Annotated in this window: 17 protein-coding genes; 9 read left to right on the top strand and 8 right to left on the bottom strand. The window is 68.5% G+C overall.

Annotation, left to right across the window (positions count from 1 at the left end; genetic code table 11):
- Positions 1–137 precede the first annotated feature (137 nt).
- The 5 genes from ACTJKK_RS04980 to ACTJKK_RS05000 all read left to right on the top strand — a co-directional run bounded on the left by ACTJKK_RS04980 (position 138) and on the right by ACTJKK_RS05000 (position 6,624).
- Entirely contained in the window at positions 138–1,121 is a 984-nt protein-coding gene (locus ACTJKK_RS04980) for an ABC transporter permease (RefSeq protein WP_440747178.1), read from the top strand.
- Position 1,122: 1 nt separating this feature from the next.
- Positions 1,123–2,052 (top strand): ABC transporter permease, encoded by a 930-nt coding sequence (locus tag ACTJKK_RS04985; protein ID WP_336640185.1) that lies wholly within the window; start codon positions 1,123–1,125, stop codon positions 2,050–2,052.
- A complete protein-coding gene (locus tag ACTJKK_RS04990) occupies positions 2,049–3,992 on the top strand; it encodes an ABC transporter ATP-binding protein (protein WP_336640184.1) in 1,944 nt (647 codons plus the stop codon). The genes ACTJKK_RS04985 and ACTJKK_RS04990 overlap by 4 nt, the downstream gene beginning before the upstream one ends.
- 108 nt (positions 3,993–4,100) lie before the next feature.
- The gene (locus ACTJKK_RS04995; protein WP_440747179.1) at positions 4,101–5,813 is read left to right on the top strand and encodes an ABC transporter family substrate-binding protein; all 1,713 of its coding nucleotides are present in this window, start codon (positions 4,101–4,103) and stop codon (positions 5,811–5,813) included.
- 85 nt (positions 5,814–5,898) lie between these two features.
- On the top strand, positions 5,899–6,624 hold the full coding sequence (locus tag ACTJKK_RS05000) for an alpha/beta fold hydrolase (protein ID WP_440747180.1): 726 nt from the start codon (positions 5,899–5,901) through the stop codon (positions 6,622–6,624).
- On the opposite strand, the gene ACTJKK_RS05005 is transcribed toward ACTJKK_RS05000, so the two are convergent.
- Together ACTJKK_RS05005 and ACTJKK_RS05010 are read right to left on the bottom strand one after the other, a co-directional pair.
- On the bottom strand, positions 6,619–7,839 hold the full coding sequence (locus ACTJKK_RS05005) for an MFS transporter (RefSeq protein ID WP_440747181.1): 1,221 nt from the start codon (positions 7,837–7,839) through the stop codon (positions 6,619–6,621). The two genes, ACTJKK_RS05000 and ACTJKK_RS05005, sit on opposite strands and share 6 nt — an antisense overlap.
- Positions 7,836–9,209: a glycoside hydrolase family 1 protein gene (locus tag ACTJKK_RS05010; RefSeq protein ID WP_440747182.1), complete on the bottom strand. Its 1,374-nt coding sequence runs from the start codon at positions 9,207–9,209 to the stop codon at positions 7,836–7,838. The genes ACTJKK_RS05005 and ACTJKK_RS05010 overlap by 4 nt, the downstream gene beginning before the upstream one ends.
- A 255-nt stretch (positions 9,210–9,464) precedes the next feature.
- Here ACTJKK_RS05010 and rpsT point away from each other — a divergent pair, with 255 nt between their 5' ends.
- Complete coding sequence (rpsT, locus tag ACTJKK_RS05015; protein ID WP_247622209.1) at positions 9,465–9,725, top strand: 30S ribosomal protein S20; 261 nt, start codon at positions 9,465–9,467, stop codon at positions 9,723–9,725.
- Between the two features lie 104 nt (positions 9,726–9,829).
- Here rpsT and holA read toward each other — a convergent pair whose 3' ends face one another.
- From holA to ACTJKK_RS05040, 5 genes are all read right to left on the bottom strand, one after another.
- On the bottom strand, positions 9,830–10,870 hold the full coding sequence (gene holA, locus ACTJKK_RS05020; protein WP_247622208.1) for a DNA polymerase III subunit delta: 1,041 nt from the start codon (positions 10,868–10,870) through the stop codon (positions 9,830–9,832).
- Positions 10,871–10,879: 9 nt separating this feature from the next.
- Positions 10,880–13,213: a ComEC/Rec2 family competence protein gene (locus tag ACTJKK_RS05025; RefSeq protein WP_440747183.1), complete on the bottom strand. Its 2,334-nt coding sequence runs from the start codon at positions 13,211–13,213 to the stop codon at positions 10,880–10,882.
- Positions 13,210–13,869 (bottom strand): helix-hairpin-helix domain-containing protein, encoded by a 660-nt coding sequence (locus tag ACTJKK_RS05030; protein ID WP_440747184.1) that lies wholly within the window; start codon positions 13,867–13,869, stop codon positions 13,210–13,212. Before ACTJKK_RS05030 ends, ACTJKK_RS05025 begins: the two co-directional genes overlap by 4 nt.
- 209 nt (positions 13,870–14,078) lie before the next feature.
- Positions 14,079–16,655, bottom strand: a complete 2,577-nt coding sequence (leuS, locus tag ACTJKK_RS05035; RefSeq protein WP_440747185.1) for a leucine--tRNA ligase — start codon at positions 16,653–16,655, stop codon at positions 14,079–14,081.
- A 34-nt stretch (positions 16,656–16,689) separates the two neighbouring features.
- On the bottom strand, positions 16,690–18,033 hold the full coding sequence (locus ACTJKK_RS05040) for an anthranilate synthase component I family protein (RefSeq protein WP_440747186.1): 1,344 nt from the start codon (positions 18,031–18,033) through the stop codon (positions 16,690–16,692).
- A gap of 41 nt (positions 18,034–18,074) precedes the next feature.
- Here ACTJKK_RS05040 and ACTJKK_RS05045 point away from each other — a divergent pair, with 41 nt between their 5' ends.
- From ACTJKK_RS05045 to ACTJKK_RS05055, 3 genes are read left to right on the top strand one after another with little or no spacing between them, the layout of a single operon-like run.
- Positions 18,075–18,746 carry a DedA family protein gene (locus tag ACTJKK_RS05045; protein WP_247956341.1) on the top strand — a complete coding sequence of 224 codons (672 nt, stop codon included), beginning with the start codon at positions 18,075–18,077 and terminating at the stop codon, positions 18,744–18,746.
- A gap of 4 nt (positions 18,747–18,750) precedes the next feature.
- A complete protein-coding gene (locus ACTJKK_RS05050; RefSeq protein ID WP_247632027.1) occupies positions 18,751–19,776 on the top strand; it encodes an App1 family protein in 1,026 nt (341 codons plus the stop codon).
- Position 19,777: 1 nt separating this feature from the next.
- Entirely contained in the window at positions 19,778–20,647 is an 870-nt protein-coding gene (locus ACTJKK_RS05055; RefSeq protein ID WP_440747187.1) for a 3-methyladenine DNA glycosylase, read from the top strand.
- A gap of 7 nt (positions 20,648–20,654) precedes the next feature.
- Here the strand turns inward: ACTJKK_RS05055 and ACTJKK_RS05060 are convergent, their stop codons facing one another.
- The gene (locus ACTJKK_RS05060) at positions 20,655–21,674 is read right to left on the bottom strand and encodes a glycoside hydrolase family 3 N-terminal domain-containing protein (RefSeq protein ID WP_440747188.1); all 1,020 of its coding nucleotides are present in this window, start codon (positions 21,672–21,674) and stop codon (positions 20,655–20,657) included.
- Positions 21,675–21,901: the final 227 nt, after the last annotated feature.

Raw genomic sequence — 21,901 nt, forward strand, 5'->3', positions numbered from 1 at the left:
GTTCCACGGAGGAAACGACCCCGTAACATCTTTTTGGTATACCGGAACGTGCGAAGAGGCGCGTCCGGAGTGAAGCACATTGATCGGATCCGCAACGGTGATCCCGTTCGGCTCTGGTGAAGAGAGAGATACCGACCTTGATCAAGTACCTGCTGCGTCGAGCACTGGGCTGGCTGCTCATGATCGTCGTGGCGACCAATGTCACCTACTTCCTCGCCTGGTCCTTCCTGGACCCGCGGAGCAACTACGTGGGTCGCCGACCTCCACTCTCCCCGGATGAAGTCACTCGAATGCTCGAGCCACTGAATCTCAGCGACACGGTTCCACTGGTCGAGCGGTGGTGGACGTGGTTCAGCGGGATCCTCTTCCGCTGGGACTGGGGCCAGAGTCCGGTCGGTCAGTCTGTGAACGACCAGATCGCGTATCGGGCACTGATCTCGGGAGAGCTCGTGATCGGCGCGACCATCCTCGGCGCCGTCCTGGGAATCGGCCTCGGTGTCTATACGGCTTCGCGCCAGTACAAGCTGGGCGACCGCATCGGTCAGGCCACCTCGATCATCACGATGAACGTCCCCATCGTCGTGGCCGCGCTCGGCATCGTTCTCTTGGCGATCGCCTTCAACGAGTGGGTCGGCGTCCGAGTCTTCTACGTCACGGGGGCGGGCGGCAAAGACGTGGACGGATTCTTGCCCTTCATCGTCGACAAGCTCCAGCACCTCACCCTTCCGACGATCGCGCTGGTGTTCACCGGATACGCGAGCTATCACCTTCTGCAGCGCTCCCTCCTCCTCGACAACATCAAGGCGGATTACGTGCGCACGGCCCGCGCCAAGGGCCTCACCAAACAGCAGGCCATCCGCAAGCACGCGCTGCGCCCTTCCCTGATCCCGGTCGCCACGCAGCTGGCCTTCACGATTCCGACGGTGTTCACCGGCGCCATCCTCACCGAGACGATCTTCGGTTGGAACGGGATGGGAAAGTACTTCGTCGACACGATCAGCAAGAACGACGTGCATGGTGTTGTGGCCATCGCCGCCTTCGGCGCCGTCCTCACCGCCATCGGTGCGGTCCTGGCGGATATCGCTGTCGTGGTCCTCGATCCTCGAGTGAGAGTGAGTTGACATGAGCACCGAAATGATCGACCCGACACTGCACCCGGAGTCCGAAGTCTCTGCCCCCGTCATCGCACAGCGGAAGCGCACCTCGGTGTTCGGGCTGTACTACCGCCGGTTCGTGCGCAATCGTCCAGCGGTCGTCGGCGTCTTCATCTTCATCGCACTCGTTCTCTTCGCCATCATCGGCCCGCTGGTGGCGAAGTACGACCACATTTTCCTCGACTTCCTGAACCTCGGTACTGGCCCCTCCGCCGAGCACTGGTTCGGCACCACCCCCGCCGGGAACGATCTGTTCGCGCAGGTGTCGATCGGCCTGCAACGCTCGCTCATGATCGCGCTCACGGTTTCCGTCGGAACAACCGCGCTCTCGGCGATCGTCGGCACGGCGGCGGCATACTTCGGCGGCGCTCTCGAGCGATCGACTCTTCTGGTGATCCACTTCCTGATGGTCATTCCGACGTTCCTCATCCTCGCCCTCGTCTCCAACACCGCGGGCGGTGACTGGCGGGTCATCGCACTCGCCCTGATCTTCGTCGGATGGTTCTTCCAGGCGCGAGTCATCTGGACGATGGCGCTCTCGTTGCGCGAGCGCGAGTACGTGCACGCGGCACGCTATATGGGCGTGCGGGGCATGAAGATCGTGTTCCGTCATCTGCTGCCCAACATCGGTTCACTGCTCGTGATCAACTTCACGTTGGGCGTCGTGGCCGCCGTGATGACCGAAACCGGGCTGTCCTTCATCGGCTTCGGCGTGAAGATCCCGGATGTCTCGCTCGGATCCCTGATCGGCAGCGGCGCCAACACCATCACCAGCGCTCCCTGGGTGTTCTACTTCCCCGCGGCCGCTCTGACTCTGCTCACCGTATCGATGGCGCTCGTCGCCGACGGTCTACGGGACGCCCTCGATCCCACTTCGGCGGCTGGAGGCCGCGCATGAGTATCACTACCGCATCCACCGTCCTGTCCGTGCGCGACCTCCGAGTCAGCTTCCCCTCCGAGGCCGGACGGGTCGACGCCGTCCGAGGAGTGTCCTTCGATCTGGAGGCGGGCAAGACCCTCGGAATCGTCGGCGAGTCGGGGTCGGGAAAGTCCGTGACCTCACTCGCCATCATGGGACTGCTCGACGAGAACGCGAAGGTCACCGGCTCTGTCGTGTTCGACGGTCAAGAGCTCCTCGGCAAGACCGACAAGCAGATGTCGATGATCCGCGGCAACGGCATGACGATGGTCTTTCAGGACCCGCTCACGTCGCTCACCCCGGTCTTCACCATCGGGGACCAGCTGATCGAAGCCCTCACGGTGCACCGCAAACTCGCCAAGAAGGACGCCTGGGAGCGCTCGGTCGAGCTCCTCGCTCTCGTCGGCATCCCCGAGCCGGAGAAGCGCATGAAGGCGTTCCCCCATGAGTTCTCCGGGGGTATGCGCCAACGCGTCGTGATCGCCATCGCCATGGCCAACAATCCGAAGCTCATCATCTGCGACGAGCCGACCACCGCACTCGACGTCACGATCCAGGCCCAGATCCTCGAGTTGATCGAGAAGGCGCAGAGCGAGACCGGTGCAGCGGTCATCATGATCACTCACGATATGGGGGTCGTGGCTCGGACGGCCGACGACGTCATCGTGATGTATGCGGGCAAGCCCGTCGAGCAAGCCGAGGCCCGGGAACTCTTCCATCACACGCGGATGCCGTACTCGATCGGCCTACTGGGCGCGATCCCCCGCGTCGACAAGTCGGAGAAGCAGCCCCTGGTCCCCATCAAGGGCAACCCGCCGCTGCTGATCGATCTCCCCGACGCCTGCCCGTTCGCTGACCGCTGCCCGATCGTCATCGACGCGTGCCGGAAGAGGGAGCCGGAGCTGCTGCCTGTATCGGCCGATTCCGCGGCGACACACAGCGCGGCCTGCATCCGGTCGCAGGAGATCGAAGACGGTGGCCTGATCGGCGGCATACCCGTGTATCCGATCCCGGTGATCCCCGAGAGCGATCTCACGCGCACGCCCCGTGAAGATCGTCCGATCACGCTCGAGGTCCGCAACATGACCAAGACCTTCCCCCTGATGAAGGGCGCTCTCTTCAAGCGCAAGGTCGGCGAAGTGCACGCGGTGAAGGGCATCAGCTTCGACGTGCGCGAGGGCGAGACCATGGCCATCGTCGGCGAATCCGGCTCCGGCAAGACGACGACTCTGCTGCAGATCATGGACTTCGAGCGACAGAGCGATGGCGACATCGTGATCGCGGGCACGAGTGTCGACGACATCAGCAGCGGGCGCCAGGAGCGCGCGCTCCGTCGCGACATCCAGATCGTGTTCCAGGACCCGATGGCCGCACTCGACCCGCGCATGACGGTCGCCGACATCATCGCCGAGCCGATGACCGCGATCGGCACCTCCCGTTCGGATGCGCACGTCCGTGTGCAAGAGCTCATGGCTCTCGTCGGACTCGACCCCGCACACCTCGATCGTTTCCCGAGCGCCTTCTCCGGTGGGCAGCGACAGCGAATCGGAATCGCTCGGGCGCTGTCGACCAATCCCAAGATCGTCGTGCTCGACGAGCCGGTCTCGGCACTCGACGTCTCGATCCAGGCCGGTGTGATCAACCTGCTCGACGAGCTCAAGGTCAAACTCGGCCTGTCCTACCTCTTCGTGGCGCACGACCTGTCCGTGGTCCGGCACATCGCCGACCGGGTTGCCGTGATGTATCTCGGCGAGTTCGTCGAGCACGGCGATGTCGACGACGTGTTCGACCACCCACAGCATCCCTATACTCAGGCGCTTCTGTCAGCGATCCCGGTTCCGGACCCCGATGTCGAGCGCACGCGGCAGCGGGTCGTGTTCGACGCGAAGACCATGACCACTCAGCCGCTTCTCTCCTGACCGGCGCTCCGGTAACGGTTAAGCCCCATTCACCGACAGACCCGAGCCATCCGGACAGAAGCGAACTAACCTCCCCTTTATGACACGCCGAAAGGCGAAAGGAGCACCATGAAAACCACCACGAAGCTGACGGGCATCATCGCCCTCGGCGGCGCTCTCGCACTCGTGATCAGCGGATGTGCGGCGGGCGGAGACAACGGCGGCGCCGACGGCGGCAACACGCCTCAGGAGACCAAGCAGGCGGACTACAACCCGCAGCCCCGTGAGAACCTGCAGGAGGGCGGCGAGGTGAACTTCGGTATCAACGAGGTCACGCCGCAGATGAACCCCTTCAACGGCAACGCCAGCGCCGACACGACGCGCCTCGCGCAGTGGTACAACCCCCAGGTGTTCCTGATGACGCCTGAGGGCGACGTCTCCGCGAACCCGGCGTACCTGGACGCGTGGGACATCACCACCGAGAACGGCAAGACGACCATCACGATGAAGGTCAACGAGAAGGCGGTCTGGAACGACGGCACGCCGATCGACTACACCGCGTTCGAGACCACGTGGAAGGCCAACAGCGGCGAGGACGAGGCGTACGAGACGAGCTCGACCGACGGATACAAGGAGATCGAGTCGGTCACGAAGGGCGCCACGGACAAGGACGTCATCGTCACCTTCAAGGGCGAGTTCGCGTGGCCCAAGATGCCGTTCCTCAACGGCATCCTGAACCCCGCTGTCAACTCGCCCGAGGTGTTCAACACCGCGTACATCGAGAACGCGCACCCGGAGTGGGGCGCCGGCCCCTACAAGCTCACCGAGTACGACGTGAACGGTCAGCGGGTGACCTTCGAGCCGAACGAGAAGTGGTGGGGTGACAAGCCGCTGCTCGACAAGGTGACGTACACCGGCCTGGACGCCGCAGCGTCGATCAACGCTTTCAAGAACGGCGAGATCGACATGGTCGGCACCAACACCAAGGACCGCCTCGCGCAGGTGGCGGACATGGAGGACGTCGTCACGTACCGCTCGCAGCAGACCGCGAAGACGATCGTCATCCTCGACGCCGAGAAGCCTCAGCTGCAGGACCTCGATGTCCGCGAGGCGTTCTTCATGGCGATCGACATCGACCAGCAGAAGCAGATCGCATGGAACGGCCTCGATTACGAGGAGGCGCCGGCAGGCTCGCTCAACATGTACGACTTCCAGGACGGCTACAAGGACTCGTTCGCCGAGGCGGGCCTGAAGTTCGATGTCGACGGCGCCAAGAAGCTGCTCGACGACGCCGGGTGGACCGAAGGTGAAGACGGCATCCGCGAGAAGGACGGCGTGAAGCTCGAAATCGTCTACCCCATCCACAGCGACGACCCGACGATCGAGGCGCTCGCCAAGGCACTGCAGCAGCAGGAGAAGGCCGTCGGTATCGACCTGCAGATCGAGAAGCGCTCCCCCGCGGACTTCTCGACCGACTTCAGCACGAAGAACTGGGACGCGTTCTCCCTGCGCTTCACGGACTCCGACCCGTTCGGACCGCTGTACTTCTGCCAGCTGTACTGCTCCGACAGCAGCCTGAACCTCTCGGGAACCGGCACGGCCGAGATCGACGAGAAGATCAAGTCCGAGGTCGAGACGCAGACGACGGCGGAGGACTGGACTGCCGCCACGATGAAGCTCGAGCCGGAGATCATCGCGGACACGTGGGGCGTCATCCCGCTCTACAACGGTCCGTCGATCTACACGGTCAAGGAGGGCCTGGCCAACCTGACCCCGGAGCCCTACGTGGGCCTCGATCTCTTCGGCGTCTCGCCCGTCGAGAACGTGGGCTGGGAGAAGTAATCCCCTCATCTGAGGCGGGGTCGGTGGTCTTCCACCGGCCCCGCTTTCTCGTGCGGTGCGCGGGCTGCGCACCTAGGCTGAGAGCGTGAGCGTCCAGATCGTCTTCGTGCACGGCATCCGCACGTCGGCCACCATGTGGCGTTCGCAGCAGGCGTTCCTCGACGCGCGGGGGTACGGGCACACCGCGGTCGACCTGCCGGGGCACGGCACGCGCATCGCCGAGGACTTCACGCTCCACGAGGCCCTGCACACGATCGATGCCGCCGTCCGCGATGCGGCGACGCGCGGACCGGTGCTGCTGGTCGGGCACTCCATGGGCGGGATCCTGTCTCTCGCCTACACCGGAGGCGGGGAGACGACACCGGTCGCGGGTCTGGTCGCGGCGTCGTGCACCGCGTTGCCCGTCGGTGCCGGGCTCGCCGCCTATCGCTGGCTCGCGCGCGCGATGGATTCGCTGCCCGACCGCGGACGCTGGCTCTCGGATCGTGTGCTCGACGCGACGATCCCCCCGGAGACCCGCGAAGACTTCGGCGCGGGCGGCTACGCGCTCGACGCGCAGGACATCGCCCTGGGCAGCCTCGCGGCGCTCGACCTCGCCGCGGCGGTCGCCCGCATCCGACTGCCGCTCTGGTTCGTCAACGGCCAGTACGACCAGCTGCGTCGCCACGAGACGCTTTTCTGCTCGCTGGCCCCTCAGGCCGAGCTCATCGTGGTGCCGCGCACCACGCATCTCGTCACGGCGATGCGACCTCGCGTCTTCAACGCCGTGCTGCAGCTCGCGATCGCGACCCTCGAGAACGAGAGCTCATGACCTCTGCGGCTGCCTCGCGAAGCCGGTGAGCACTCCGCCTGCGAGTGACAGCACCGCGGCGGCGGCGAAGACGAGCCAGAATCCTCCCGCCAGCGCCACCAGTCCCGCCCCGAGCACCGGACCGATCAGTTGGCCGAGAGCGGCCGTGACGTTCACGATGCCGAGATCGCGGGCGTGGTCCTTCTCATCGGGCAGCAGATCGGCGGCGAACGCGAGGCCGACGGTCGAGAACGCGCCGTAGCCGAGCCCCATGAGGGCGGCGGCGATCATCGTCATCTCGAAGGTCGGCACGAGCGCGATCGCCACACCGGATGCCGCCTGCACGACCGTGGCGATCACGGCGAGCCGGCGCCGGTCGCCCGTGCGGTCCGACAGGATGCCGGTGAGAACGGACGCCGCGACCACGAACAGCGTGTAGACGACGATGAGCAGCAGCAGGTTGTCCTGCGCCGTCGACGACGGCTGACCGAGTCCGTGCAGCAGGAAGAAGAAGAACAGCGCGGTCCCCAACGCATTGCCGACGTTGGTCACGAGGCGCCCGGCGAGCATCCACGCGAAGTCGCGATCGCGCAGCGAGGCGAGGGGTCGACGGTCGCGGGTCGTCGGCCGCACGGCTTCCGACGCGGAGGGATCGGGCAGCAGCAGGGCCACCGCAGTGCCGACCGCCGCGATCACGGCGGCGAGCAGCAGATACCCCGAGACGATGTCGAGCCCGAGGAGAACGACGAGGCCGACGCCCAGCACGATCCCGACCGCCTGACTCGACCCGACGGCCGCGGATGCTGCGCCCCGCTGGGTCGTGGGCAGTTGGTCCGCGATCATCGCGGTGAAGGCCGCCGACGACACCGCGACACCGATCGATACACCGACCCACGCCCCGCCGACCGCCCAGGGCCCCTCGGAGAAACCGGTGAGCACCAGGAAGGCCGCGGTCGTCCACACGCCCGCGAGCGCCCACGGACGCCGTCGAGGGCGCCCCGGTCGAGCACGATCCGACAGCGCCCCGGCGAGCGGTCCGGCGACGATCCCCGCGAGTCCGCCAATGCCGAGGACGAGCCCCGAGGAGACCACTCCCCGGATCCAATCGTCATCGGGGGTGTCGAGCTGCAGCGGCAGGAGGAGCTGCACGGGCGTGAGCTGCACGGTCCAGATGGCGAGCCAGGCGAGGGTGAACAGCGACATCCATCGCGCGCCGACCCGCGTCGCCGCGGTCATTGCACGCTCCGCTCGATCGCCACCGCGGTGCGCGTGCGGGCGATGGCGTCGCGGTACCAGTCGTACGAAGCCTTGGGCGTGCGCTCCCCCGTGGTGAAATCGACGTGCACGAGGCCGAAGCGCTGGGTGAATCCGTCGGCCCACTCCCAGTTGTCCAGGAGCGACCAGACCGTGTACTCCTCGACGGGAACGCCCGCGGCCATCGCCTCGCCGACCGCCGCGATGTGTTCGGCGAGGTAGTCGATGCGTTCGGCATCGTCGATGCGGACCGCGCCGTCGGACTCGGGGAACGAGGCGCCGTTCTCGCCGATGATCACCGGCGGCATGTGCGGATGCCGGCGATGGAGGTCGACGAGCAGATCGCGGAGCGCCCCGGGCACGATCGGCCACTCGGGGCCGAAACCGGTGACGGGCGCCCCGGGCGTCGGCACGATCTCGAACGGCAGTGGTCCCGCCGGATCGGCGGCGGTCACCGTCGTCGGGTTGTAGAAGTTGATGCCGTAGAAGTCGATCGACGCCGCGATGCGCGCGAGTTCACCGTCGAGCACGGGCATCGGCGGCAGGCCGAACGCCTCGAGGTCGGGGTACTCACCCGCGAGCAGGGGTTCGCTGAACAGTCCGTTGTGGAGCGTGTCGTACATGGTCGCCGCCACGAGGTCTTCCCGCGTTGCGGTGAGCGGCAGCACGCGGGTGTGATTGTTGACGAGTCCGACGGCCGTCGCGCCGCGCGACCGCAACGCCTCGGCGGCGTACGCGTGCGCCAGGAGCTGATGGTGGACGGTCGGCAGGGCGTGGAAGAGCAGCGGTCGAGCGGGGGCGAGCGCCCCGGTGCCGTACCCCTGCAGCGTGGTCATCGCCGGTTCGTTGAGCGTGTACCAGTGGGTCACCCGATCGCCGAGCCGATCCGCCACGATCGCGGCATAGTCCGCGAAGCGTTCGGCCGTATCGCGGACGAGCCAGCCGCCGTCGGACTCCACCGCGCTCGGCATCTCCCAGTGGTACAGCGTCGGGAACGGGGTCGCGCCGACCTCGAGCAGCGCATCGACGAAGCGGGAGTAGTGATCCAGCGCGGCGGTGCTGGCCGGGCCGCGCCCGTACGGCTGCACCCGCGCCCACGGAATCGAGAAGCGATAGCGATCGATGCCGAGGTCCGCCACCAGGGCGACATCCTCCTCCGGATGCCGATAGCTGTTGCAGGCGCGTTGCGGCGTCGAGGCGTCTCGCACCGCACCCGGCACATCGACGAAGTCGTCCCAGATCGAGCGCCCTCCCCCGTCGTCGGAGGGAGAGCCTTCGATCTGGATGGCGGACGTCGCCGCGGACCAGCGGAGACCTGAGGGCAGAACGGTATCGCGGGAAGCAGAACTCATGTCGCTCCTTGGCGTCTGTGTCGGGTGATCCTGATTCTGCACCCGGTACCGCGTTTCGCGCGACCGAGTTCCGCGATCGGCTCGTCGTGTACGACTCCGGACGCCACCCGAGAGGCGTCGTTTCGCGTGATCCGCCCGACTGCTGGTAGAGTTGCTTCTTGGCTTGCGTGTGGGTTCTTCCCTCACGACCGTCGTGCAGCAGCCCTCTTCTGCTGCCGGCACTCCGAATCACTCCTGTACAGAAAGCGTCCACACGTGGCAAACATCAAGTCGCAGATCAAGCGCAACAAGACCAACGAGAAGGCTCACGAGCGCAACAAGGCCGTGAAGAGCGAGCTCAAGACCCTCGTTCGTCAGACCAAGGCAGCCGTCGCCGCAGGCGACAAGGCAGCCGCCGAGGCCACCCTCAAGAAGGCCGCCGTCAAGCTCGACAAGGCCGTCAGCAAGGGTGTCCTGCACAAGAACCAGGCGTCGAACCGCAAGTCGGCCATCGCCAAGTCGGTCGCCGCTCTCTGAGCCAGCACCGCTGAGAAAGGCCCGTCCCGTTCGCGGGGCGGGCCTTCTTCCTGTCGGTGACGCGTGCAGGCTTCTCCCCTGACGCGACGGAGCGGAGTGGCGGACTACTCCTCGCCGAACGGGCGACGGGTGGCGATGACCGTCACCATGCGCTCGAGCGCGAAGATCGGGTCGCGCGATGCGCCCTTCACCTCGGCATCCGCCCGTGCCGTCGCCTGGATCGCGAGCCCGAGCGAGCGCTCGTTCCACCCGGCGAGATCGCGTCGTGCACGATCGACCTGCCAGTCCTTCATGCCGAGTCGCTGGGCGAGCTGACGGCTCGGTTCCCGGTTTCCCGCGACACGCGCCATGGTGCGCAGCTTCATCGCGAAGGCCGCGACCATCGGCACCGGATCGGCGCCCGACGACAGCGCGTGCCTCAGCGAGATGAGCGCCTCGCCGTAGCGACCGGCGATCGCCGTGTCGGCGACGACGAAGGCGGAGACCTCGACGCGGCCGCCGTAGTACTTGGTGACGATGTCGTCGGTCACATCACCCTCGACATCGCCGATGAGCTGCTGGCAGGCGGCGGCGAGCTCGGTGAGGTCGTCGGCGAAGGCCGAGACGAGCGCCCGCAGCGCCGAGGGCTGGATGCGCTTCTTCGCGGCCTTGAACTCACCGGCGGCGAAATCGACGCGGTCGCCGTCGCGCTTGATGGCGGGGCAGGCGATCTCGATGCCCTCGCCCGTTCCGGCGCGCAGAGCGTCGAGAAGCTTCTTACCGCGCACGCTGGCTCCGGTGTGCCGGAGGATCACGGTGGCACCGTCCTGCGGCTGGTCGAGGTACGACACGGCCTCCTGCAGGAAGGCATCGGAGCAGCGCTCGACGCCCGAGACCCTCACGAGCCGCGGCTCGCCGAAGAGCGACGGCGACGTCATGGCAAGCAGGGTGCCGGGTGCGTAGTCGTCGGCCCGGATGTCGCTGACCTCGAGGGCCGGGTCCTCCGCGCGCAGATAGTCGCGGATGCCGGCGATCGCACGCTCGGCGCAGATCTCCTCGGGCCCGGACACCAGCACGAGCGGGGCGGGACGCGGTTCTCGCCAGGAGACCTGGGGGATCTTCGACGGCTTGGCGGCGGTGCGGGAAGAGGATCGCGGAGCTGCCATGGATCCAGCCTACTCGGGGGCACCGACGTCGGATTCCGTCCAGACCGCGATCCGGCCGTCGTCGATCCCCAGCAGGATGCGTCCCTGTCGATCGGTGCGAAGGACGTGCGCCCCGACCGCCGTCAGCAGGTCGAGCGTCTCCGCGCGCGGATGGCCGTAATCGTTGTCGATGCCCGCGCTGAAGACCGCGATCGCCGGACGGATCGTCTCGTAGATCGCGGGATCCTGATCGGCACTGCCGTGATGGGCGACCTTGACCACGTCGTAGGGTCCCGCCAGACGGACGTTGCGCGCGAGCATCCGCTGCGCTTCGGCCGACAGGTCGCCGAGGTAGAGCGAGCGCGGCACGCCACCACCGGAGACCTCCATCACGACGCTCGCGTCGTTGCCGGAGGGGAACACCGCCGACTCGCGGAGCGGCCAGAGCACCCGCCAGGTCGATGCACCGAGCGTGCCGCGCATCCCCGCCATCGCCTCGGTGACAGTCGCACCAGCGGCCCCCAGCCCGTCGAGGATCAGCTGTTCCTCCGCCTCGACGACGGGTCCGTGGAGCACCTCGTCGACGCGTCCGCGCACGGCGTCCACTCCCCCGACATGATCGAGGTCGAAGTGCGTCAACACGAGGAGGTCGATGCGGTCGATGCCGAGCGACCGCAGGCAGTCGTCGAGCGGGCCCGGCTCCGGGCCGGTGTCGATCAGTGCGACTTCTCCTTCCGATCGCACGAGCAGCGCATCCCCCTGACCCACGTCGCACGCCGCGATCGACCAGCCGGATGGCGCCGCCATCGCCGCGAGCGGCCCCTGCAGAGCGAGATGCGCGCCGCCCAGCGAGAGTGCCACGATGAGCACCACCGCCGCGACGCGGTACGTCCAGGAGAACCACCGGCCTCGGCGGCCGCCGACGTCGCTCGCTCCTCGCCGCCCGCGCACGATGATCCCCAGGGCGGCGCTGAGCACCGCGACGAGCACGGCACTGCCGATGCCGGGAACCAGGGATGCCTGCGCGAGCGGCAATCGCGCGCTCACCGTCGCGGTCACCGAGATCCACGCGGCCGGCAACCAGGCGGATGCCGCGAGAAGATCGGCGAGCATCGGGATCGGTGCGGCGAGGCAGGCGAGAAGACCGATCACGGTCGCGATCGGCGCCGCGGGAGCGGCGAGCAGGTTGGCGGCGATCCCCACCAGGGACTGCTGCTCGGCGAACAGCGCGATGATCGGACCGCAGGCCAGTTGAGCTGCGAGGGGCACCGAGATCGCGAGAGCGAGCGGCTGCGGCATCCACCGAGCGAGCCCGCGCGCAAGCGGAGGCGCCAGCAGGATGAGCGCTCCCGACGCCGCGACCGACAGGGCGAACCCGGCCGTCGCGGCCAGCCAGGGGTCGGCGATGAGGATGCCGGTGGCGCACAGCGCGAGCATCCCCGCGCCGGCGCTCGGACGGCCGAGGAGCACCGTGAGCATCGCGACCCCGGCCATCACCGCCGCGCGGATCACACTGGGTTCGGGGGTCACCAGCACCACGAATCCGGCCAGTGCGAGAGCGGCGACGACGACCCGCAGACGGCGCCCGCCCCCGCACAGGGCCACGAGCCAGAACGCCGCCGCGACCACGATCGCGCAGTTGGCGCCACTGACCGCGGTCAGGTGGCTGAGGCCGCTGGTACGCATGTCGTCGTTCAGCGCGTCGGAGACCGCCCTGGTGTCACCGACGGCGAGACCGGGCAGCAACCCCGCACCCGGCTCGGGCAGGCGCGTCGCTCGCTCGATGAACGCGCTGCGCGCGCCAGCCGCAACCGCGAAGACACCCGAAGCCGGGCGCACGATCTCCGCCTCGCTCGCGAAGACGACGGCTGCCGAGCGCTCCCCCGGATCCGTCGCCTCCAGCTGCCCCGTCACTCGGATCGTCGCACCGAGATCGACCCCCTCGGCCGGCTCGACACCGATGCGCACCGGCGCCGAGACCGCTGCTGTACCTTTCGCCGATTCGATAGAGCGAGACTGCGCCTCGAACCAGAGGCGCCCGTCCTTCCCGACCGACGCCGACGACGACACGTCCGCGACGACCTCGACCGCGAACGCCTCCCGCTCGCGAACCGCCTCGCGCGCCGGCATGGCGAGGCAGGCTGTCGTCGCCACCGCGGCCGCCGCCGCGAGCACCACGATCACGAGTCCCCCGCGCTCCGCTCCACGAGTGCGGGAACACCTCACGACGACCCCGGCCACAATGGCCGCGAGCATGCAGGCCGTAGCCGCTGCGCCCGCGATCTGCGGGAGGAACACGCACAGCAGCCCCGCCGCCCAGGCTCCCCCGGCGATCGGCAGCAGTCGGAGGTCGCGTCGCCTCACACCCGCACGCCGTCGCGTAGACCCTCGAGCAGCTTCTCGCCGATGCCCGGCACGGCGAGGAGGTCGTCGACGGTCTGGAAACGCCCGTTCTCGTCGCGCCACGAGATGATGCGCTCGGCCAGCGCGGGGCCGATGCGCGGCAGGGTCTCGAGCGCCGCCTGATCCGCGGAGTTCAGGTCGATCCGGTCGTCGCCCGGAGCGGTCGACCCCGAGCCCGGAGCCGTGCCGGAACCCGGTTCGGGAACGGTCGCGCCGACGACGGGCACGACCACCTGCTCACCGTCGGTCACGATGCGGGCGAGGTTGATCGCGGCGAGGTCGGCCTCCTCGGTCGTTCCGCCGGCCGCAGCGAGGGCGTCGACGATCCGAGCATCGATCGCGAGCACGTACAGTCCCGGCTTCTCGACGGCGCCGAGGACGTGCACGTAGAGCTCCCCGCCCGGCGCGGTGGCGCCCGCGGCATCCGTCGCACCGGTCGACTCGTCACCGGTCGACTCGTCTCCGATCGACTCGTCTCCGATCGACACCGTCTCGACGGGGGCGGCCTGTCCGCGGAGGATCCCGAGCCCGACCGCGACCGAGAGCACGACGAGGGCGAGCACGACCGCCGCTCCGATGCTCAGGCGCAGGCGCCGGGGCGCAGACGGAGGATCCACGGGCGGAGCATCCACAGGCAGGGCGTCATCTGGAAGTGCTTCGGTCGGCGGCATCCGCCCACGCTAGGCCGCCCGATTCCGCTGGCCCGCACCGCTTCCCGCACACCGTGGACAACTCCGCACATCGGTCAGCCGTGCAGAACCACACCCGCCGGAACGCCGAGACCGCCGCCCGGCATCCGGACGGCGGTCTCGATCGAGAGAGCGGATCAGCCCGTGACGACGAAGCTCACGATCTTGGGCGCACGCACGATGACCTTGACGATCTCCTTGTCACCGATCGCCCGGATCACGCGCTCATCGCCGCGGGCGAGAGCCTCGAGTTCCGCCTCGCCGATGCGTGCGGAGACCTCCAGCTGAGCGCGCACCTTGCCGTTGACCTGCGCGACGGCGGTGATGGTGTCTTCGACCAGCAGCGCCGGGTTCGCCGAACGCCATGTCACGAGACCCACGGACGGCTCGTGTCCGAGGATCTCCCACATCTCCTCCGCCGTGTGCGGGGCGATGAGGTCGAGCATCACGGCGACGGTCTCGGTGGCCTCGCGCACCGCCGGGTCGGCAGCGCCGTTCGCACCGTTGTCGATCGTCTTGCGGATGGTGTTCACCAGCTCCATCAGGCGGGCGACGAGCACGTTGAACTTGGTCTGCTCGACGAGCGCCGGCGCTTCGGAGAGAAGCTTGTGCGTCGTGCGACGCAGCGTGGCGTCCCCGCCGTCGAAGACGACGTCGACCGGGCTCGAGACCTCGCGCGCGATGCGCAGCGCCCGCGACAGGAACTTCTGGGCACCCGTCGTCGAGACGTCGGCCCAGTCCTTGTCGTCTTCCACGGGCCCCGCGAACGCCAGGCCCACGCGCAGTGCGTCGGCGCCGTGCGCGTCGAGCTCCTCCTGGAAGAGCACGAGGTTGCCCTTGCTCTTCGACATCTTCTGGCCGTCGAGGAGAACCATGCCCTGGTTGATCAGGTTCGAGAACGGCTCGGTGAAGTCGATCAGCCCCATGTCGAACAGCACCTTCGTGATGAAGCGTGCGTACAGCAGGTGCAGGATCGCGTGCTCGACACCGCCGATGTAGGAGTCGACCGGAGCCCATCGTGCGGCCTGGGCGGGGTCGAAGGCGACCTGATCGCTGTTCGGCGACAGGAAGCGCAGGAAGTACCACGAGCTGTCGACGAAGGTGTCCATCGTGTCGGGGTCGCGCAGCACGGGCTCACCGGTGGCGGGGTCGACCGTGCGCACCCAGCCCTCGGCACCGCCCAGGGGCGAGGTGCCCTTCGGCTTGAGATCGAGGCCCTCGATGCTCGGCAGACGAACCGGCAGCTTGTCCTCCGCGACCGGGATGATGCTGCCGTCTTCGGCGTGCAGCATCGGGATCGGCGTTCCCCAGAACCGCTGACGCGAGATCAGCCAGTCGCGCAGACGGTAGTTCTTCGCGGCGCGACCGGTGCCCGAGGCCTCGAGCTGCTCGATCGCGCGGGCGATCGCGTTGCGCTTGGACAGGCCGTTGAGCTCGCCCGAGTTGATCAGACGCCCCTCACCCGTGAGCGCGATGCCCGTCGACGCGGGGTTCTGGTCGTCGAGGGCGCCGGTGTCGATCGGCACGCCCTCGTCGTCGACCTCGATGACCGGCATCGCTCCCGTGATGGGCGCCGTCGTATCGACGACGACCTTGACCGGCAGGTCGAACGCGCGGGCGAAGTCGAGGTCGCGCTGGTCGTGCGCAGGAACCGCCATGACCGCACCGTGACCGTAGTCGGCCAGTACGTAGTCGGCAGCCCAGATCGGCAGCTTCTCGCCGTTGACCGGGTTGATCGCGTAGCGCTCGAGGAAGACGCCCGTCTTGGGGCGATCCGTCGCCTGGCGGGCGATGTCGGTCTCCTTCTGCACCCCTTCGAGGTACGTCTGGAAGCGCTCGCGCACCTCGGCCGGAGCATCCGCCGCCAGCTCAGCGGCCAGGTCGGAATCGGGCGCGACGACGAAGAACGTGGCGCCGTGCAGCGTGTCGGGGCGCGTCGAGAACACGGTGACCGGTTCGTCACGGCCCTCGATACGGAAGTCGACGTCGGCGCCGACAGAGCGGCCGATCCAGTTGCGCTGCATCTGCAGCACCTTGTGCGGCCAGAAGCCCTCGAGCTGGTTGAGGTCGTCGAGCAGACGGTCGGCGTAGTCGGTGATGCGGAAGTACCACTGCGTCAGCTTCTTCTTGACGACCTCGTAGCCGCAACGGTCGCAGCGACCGTCGACGACCTGCTCGTTCGCCAGCACCGTCTGGTCGTTGGGGCACCAGTTGACGGCGCTCTTCTTGCGGTAGGCGAGACCGCGCTCGTGCATCTTCAGGAACAGCCACTGGTTCCAGCGGTAGTACTCGGGGTCGGACGTGTGCAGCACGCGCGACCAGTCGAACGATACGCCGTACGCCTGGAACCCGACCTTCTGCTGCGCGATGTTCTGATACGTCCACTCGCGCGGGTCGGCGCCCTGACGGATCGCCGCGTTCTCGGCGGGCAGCCCGAAGGAGTCCCACCCGATCGGGTTCAGGACGTTGTGCCCGCGATGACGCCAGAAGCGCGCCACGATGTCGGAGTACAGGTAGTTCTCGGCGTGCCCCATGTGCAGGTCGCCGGACGGGTACGGGAACATCGCGAGCACGTAACGCCGGGGGCGCGTGTCGTCATCGCCGCCGGTGAGGAACGTCTCGTTCTCCGCCCAGTACTTCTGCCACTTGGCCTGGATGGCATGAGCCGACGACGTCTCGTCCTCGGCGGGAGCGGTGGACAGGTTCTCAGACAACGAACGCACGACCAATCTGAAAGGAAAATCGGGATCAGTTCAGGATATCGGAACCCCAGGCCCCGGGCAGGACAGCGCCCAGCGCCGCGAGCGGCGCACGCGCTTTGGTCGCGACCTCGGCGACCTCGGCCGCGGCATCCGATCCCCAGGTGATCCCGCCACCGGCGCCGACGGTCGCCCGCTCGCCATCGATCACGATGCTGCGGATGACCATAGCGAGATCGACGGCGCCGTCGATTCCGATGTAGCCGAAGCATCCGGCGTAGATCCCGCGCGGACCGCCTTCGAGCGCGTGCAGGCGCGTCATGGCCGACAGCTTCGGGGCCCCGGTCATGCTGCCCGCCGGGAATGCGGCGTCGAGGAGTGAACCGACGGTCGCACCGGGCGCCGCCGTGCCGCTGACCGTGCTCACGAGCTGGTGCACCGCGGGATAGCTCTCCACGACCCACAGCCCCTCCACGCGGATGGACCCTGCGACGCAGACGCGGGAGAGATCGTTGCGCATGAGATCGACGATCATGACGTTCTCGGCGCGTTCCTTGGGGTTGACGGCGAGCTCGGCAGCGAGAGCGGCATCCTCGATCGGATCCGCGGATCGCGGCCGCGTTCCCTTGATGGGCCGCGTGCGGATGACGCCGTCCGCGGCGAGGAGGAACTGCTCGGGGCTCGCGCTCAGCAGCGCACGCCCCTGGATCCGAACGAAACCTCCATGGTGCGCGGGCGTTGCGGCGCGCAGTCGCGCGTAGACCGCGACCGCATCGCCGACACCGGTAGCCGAGAAGCGCGTCGTGAGGCAGAGCTGATAGGCGATCCCCTGCCGGATCAGGTCACGGCAGCGCTCGATGAGGCTCGCGTACTCCGCCGGTTCGTGCCGGGCCTCGGCCACGACACCGGCGACCGGCGCGTTCGGCAGGTCGGGAAGAGCGGATGCCGCGACCGCCGCCTCCTCGACGAAGGACTCCCACTCGCCGAAGTCTCCCTCGGTCTGCACCCACACCCGCCGACGCGCATGGTCGAACGCGGCGAAACGCTGCACACGCATCCACGACGCCCGGTCATCCGCGTCGCCGCCGTCGGTCGGGGCACCGGCCGCGGCCGCCCCGGTCTCGTAGTCGTGCCAGCCCACCCATCCGCCGCGGAACGGCGGTCGTTCATCGTCGGCCGCTCCCCCGTCGGCGGGAGCGCCGCGGACCTCCCCGAGCGCCACATCAGCGGGCAGCGCCGACGGCTCACCGACCCCGACGAAACTCCACCCGTTCGCCGTATCGAGACCCGCGTCGAGCCAGAACACCTCCGGCGACGAGGCCTCGAGAACACGGAAGACGTCGACGGGCTCGACCCAGACGGAAAGGGGACGAGCGGGTGGACGATGGGGCACCTTGTCAGCCTAGAACCTGGCCGCTCCCGTATTCTCGTGCTGTGGATGACCTCTTGACCTGGCTGTTCGAATTCATCCGTTCGATCGACCCCGTCACCCGCACTCTCATCGCCGGCGTCGCCGTCATGCTCGAGACCAGCGTCCTCATCGGACTCATCGTGCCCGGCGACACCGTCGTGATCATGGCCTCGATCGGCGTTCGAGGTCCGGTCGAGGCGACCGCGATGGTGATCGCCGTCGTCATCGGCGCGCTGATCGGCGAGAGCATCGGTTTCGCTCTGGGTCGCTGGCTCGGCCCCCGCATCCGCACGTCGTGGCTCGGGCGCCGGATCGGCGAGAAGAACTGGGTGCGTGCCGAGCGCTATCTGCAACGCCGCGGCGGAATCGCGATCTTCCTCTCGCGATTCCTGCCCGTGCTGCACTCGCTCGTGCCCCTCACGGTCGGCATGAGCGCCTACTCCTACCGGCGTTTCCTGGCGTGGACGGCTCCCGCCTGCGTGATCTGGGCGGTCGCGTACGTCAGTGTCACCTCTCTCGCCGCGCTGACCTTCGACGAGATGGTCGATCGCGTGCACTACGCCGGATACGTCTTCGTCGGCATCATCGTCGTCTTCCTCGTCGTGGTCTACCTCGGCAAGAAGCTCCTCGAGCGCTCGGAAGCCCGCCACCTCGAGGCCCACGACGCGGAACCCGAGGCGGACGTGAAAGACTGAGCCAATGGCTTCCGCACCCCCGGCGCCCCGGATCCACTGGTTCGCCCGACTCGAACACCGCTTCCATGTGTGGCGTGAAGTTCGTGCGCGCAAGCGGGGTCGCACCGCGACGGTCGTGCCGTTCCCGGGCTATGGCGGACCCGGCTGGGTGCGCGTCGTCGGGCGCGTCCTGATCGTGCCGCCGCAGCGACGCGGTAAGGACGGGGAGCTCGCGAGCATCCGCGGCTGGCGAAGCTTCGTCGGGATCCCGGTGAGTTTCGCGAAGGTCTCGGTGCACGTCGGCGACACGGTCCACCAGGTCGTCGCCGACCGCGGCGGGGTGGTGGACGCCGTGATCCACGCGGATCTCGATGCCGGATGGCAGACGTTCCGCGTGTCGACGGAAGAGCAGGAGCCGGTCGAGGCGACCGCCTTCGTCGTCGGCGAGTCCACCACGTTCGGGGTCGTCTCCGACGTCGACGACACCGTGATGGTGACCGCTCTGCCGCGTCCGTTCATCGCGTTCTGGAACTCCTTCGTGCTCGACGAGCACGCCCGCATCCCCGTGCCCGGCATGGGCGTGCTCCTCGACCAATTGCTGCGCCAGCATCCGGGCGCTCCGATGGTGTACCTGTCGACCGGCGCATGGAACATCGCGCCGACGCTTCGCCGCTTCCTGAGCCGCCACCTCTTCCCCGCGGGTTCCATGCTCCTCACCGACTGGGGCCCCACGCACGACCGCTGGTTCCGCAGCGGCCGCGAGCACAAGCTCACCAACCTGCGTCGGCTCGCCGACGAGTTCCCGCACGTGCGCTGGCTGCTCATCGGCGACGACGGGCAGCACGACGAGGCCATCTACTCGACCTTCCTCGAGGAGCATCCCGATTCCGTCGCCGGCGTGGCGATCCGTCGTCTGCTCCCCGCGGAGGCCGTTCTCGCCGGTGGGCGCACGGATGCCGAGCCGCACGGCGACGAGGACGTGCCCTGGGTCAGCGCCGAGGACGGCGCCGGGCTCCGCGACCGGCTCGGCGACGCCGGCATCCTGGACTGACATGCCCCTCCCCCTGGACGAGGTCGACTGGCGCGCGCGGGAGCACGCCCACCAGGAGCGCGCCGACGCCCTGACCGTCGAGCACCGCTCGCGCGCCGCGGCCGGGGAGAAGCACCCCGTGTGGGACTTCCTCTTCACCTACTACTCGTACAAGCCCGCGCAGCTGCGTCGCTGGCATCCCGGCGCGGGCGTCGAGCTCGCCGGCGCCCCGGAGCGCGCGGGCTGGCGCTGGTACGCCGAGGGATCGGCGCCCGACAGCGTCGTGCCCGATGCTCCGGCCTTCGCGCGCGAGAAGCCGGAGCTCGCGGGACTCGTCGAACGGATGCTGCGCCGCACCGCCTCACGCCCCGGACAGTTCGGCTGCTTCGGTCTGCACGAGTGGGCCATGGTCTACCAGGCGGACGAGCACCGCCATCCCGTGCCGCTCCGGCTGGGACGAGAGGGCACCGACGCGGTGGTCGAGGCGCACGATCTGCGCTGCACCCACTTCGATGCCTTCCGCTTCTTCACTCCCGAGGCCGTGCCCCTCAACCGCTCGGCGCTCACGCGCGAAGAGCAGCCGCTGTTCGAGCAGCCGGGCTGCCTGCACGCGGGGATGGACCTCTACAAGTGGGCGACCAAGCTCGGACCCCTCGTTCCCGGCGACCTGCTGCTCGATGCGTTCGAGCTCGCGCGCGACATCCGCCTGCTCGACATGCAGGCCGCCCCTTACGACCTCTCGGCCTGGAACGTCGAGCCGGTGCCGATCGAGACGAGCGAGGGCAAGGCGGAGTACGTGCGCCGCCAGCGGGTCTTCGCCGACCGCGGTGCGGCATTGCGCACGGCGCTGCTCGACGCGTGGCTCGGCGATGCGGAGACCGCGGCCGCGTAAGGCGAGCTCAGCCGGCGGGCGTGCAGTCCTCGCACACCGACCAGTCGGCCGTATCCGCGGCCAGCTCGAGGCGCAGCTCCCTGACGCGGGTCGCCGCGTCGGCAAGTCGCTCGGCCGGCAGGTCGCCGGACTCCACGGCGGCGACCAGTCCCGCGACCATCCGACCGGCGGTCTCGGGCGTTGACCCCGCGATCATGAGCACGAGGTCGTTGCCCGCGGCGATCGCGGCGACGCCGTTCGCCACCGGATCCGCGTAGGCGGGGTCGCCCGACGAGAGCAGCATGCCCAGATCGTCGGTCACCATGACGCCCTCGAAACCGAGTTCCTCGCGAGCGATCCGATGCCACTCGGCCGACATCGACGCGGGCGCGGGATCGACCGCGGTGTAGGCGAGGTGTCCGAACATCAGCAGCGAGGCACCCGCATCGATCCCGGCGGCGAACGGGGGCTCGTCGGCCGTGCGCCACTGCTCCTTCGACATCGGCGTCGTCGGGATCGCGTGATGCGAATCCCCCTCCGCCGCTCCGTGTCCCGGGAAGTGCTTGAGGGTCGAAGCGAGGAACCCCTCCTGCGCCGTCGTCGCCGCCGTGACGCGCTCCGAGGCCGACGACGGGTCGGTGCCGAGAGCCCGCCCGTAGATGAAGGATGCGGAATCCGCGGTGACGTCGGCGACGGTGCCGAAGTTGACATTGACCCCGGCGCGGGCGACCAGTGAGGCCCGTGCCGTGAAGGCATCCGTCGTGTCCTCCACCGGCGCGGACTTCAGGGTCGTCGATGCCGCGAACGCGTCGGACGGCAGACGCGAGACGATCCCGCCCTCCTGGTCGATCGCGATCAGCGGAGGAAGCGACTCGTCGACCGTCAACGCGGAGGTGAGCGCGCGCAGCTCCGGCTCGGTGGCGGGGATGTTCGACCCCATCAGGATGAAGCCGCCGAGTCCCTGCTGCATGTACGCGTGGAGAGCCGCGGCATCCGTCACCGGGATGTGTCCCATCACGACGCTCGCCGCCTGCTTGGTGACGCTCATGCCGCGCACCTCGGCCTCCGCGCGCGCAGCGGGACCGAGAGTCGCGGGGGTCGCGGCACCCGTCTCCAGACGAAGAGCGGCCGGCCGCGGGGTCTCCGACGGCGTCTGCGCCGCCGCGGGTGCCGGGGGGGGGGGGAAGGAGAGGGGGGGGGGTCCCTGTGTGGGGAGGGAGGGGAGTACGCCGCCTCCACACCCACAAGAAACGCACGAAAGCAGTCACCGGTGTT

It is taken from the genome of Microbacterium sp. 22179 (genome assembly GCF_052045715.1).
Taxonomy (GTDB): domain Bacteria; phylum Actinomycetota; class Actinomycetes; order Actinomycetales; family Microbacteriaceae; genus Microbacterium; species Microbacterium galbinum.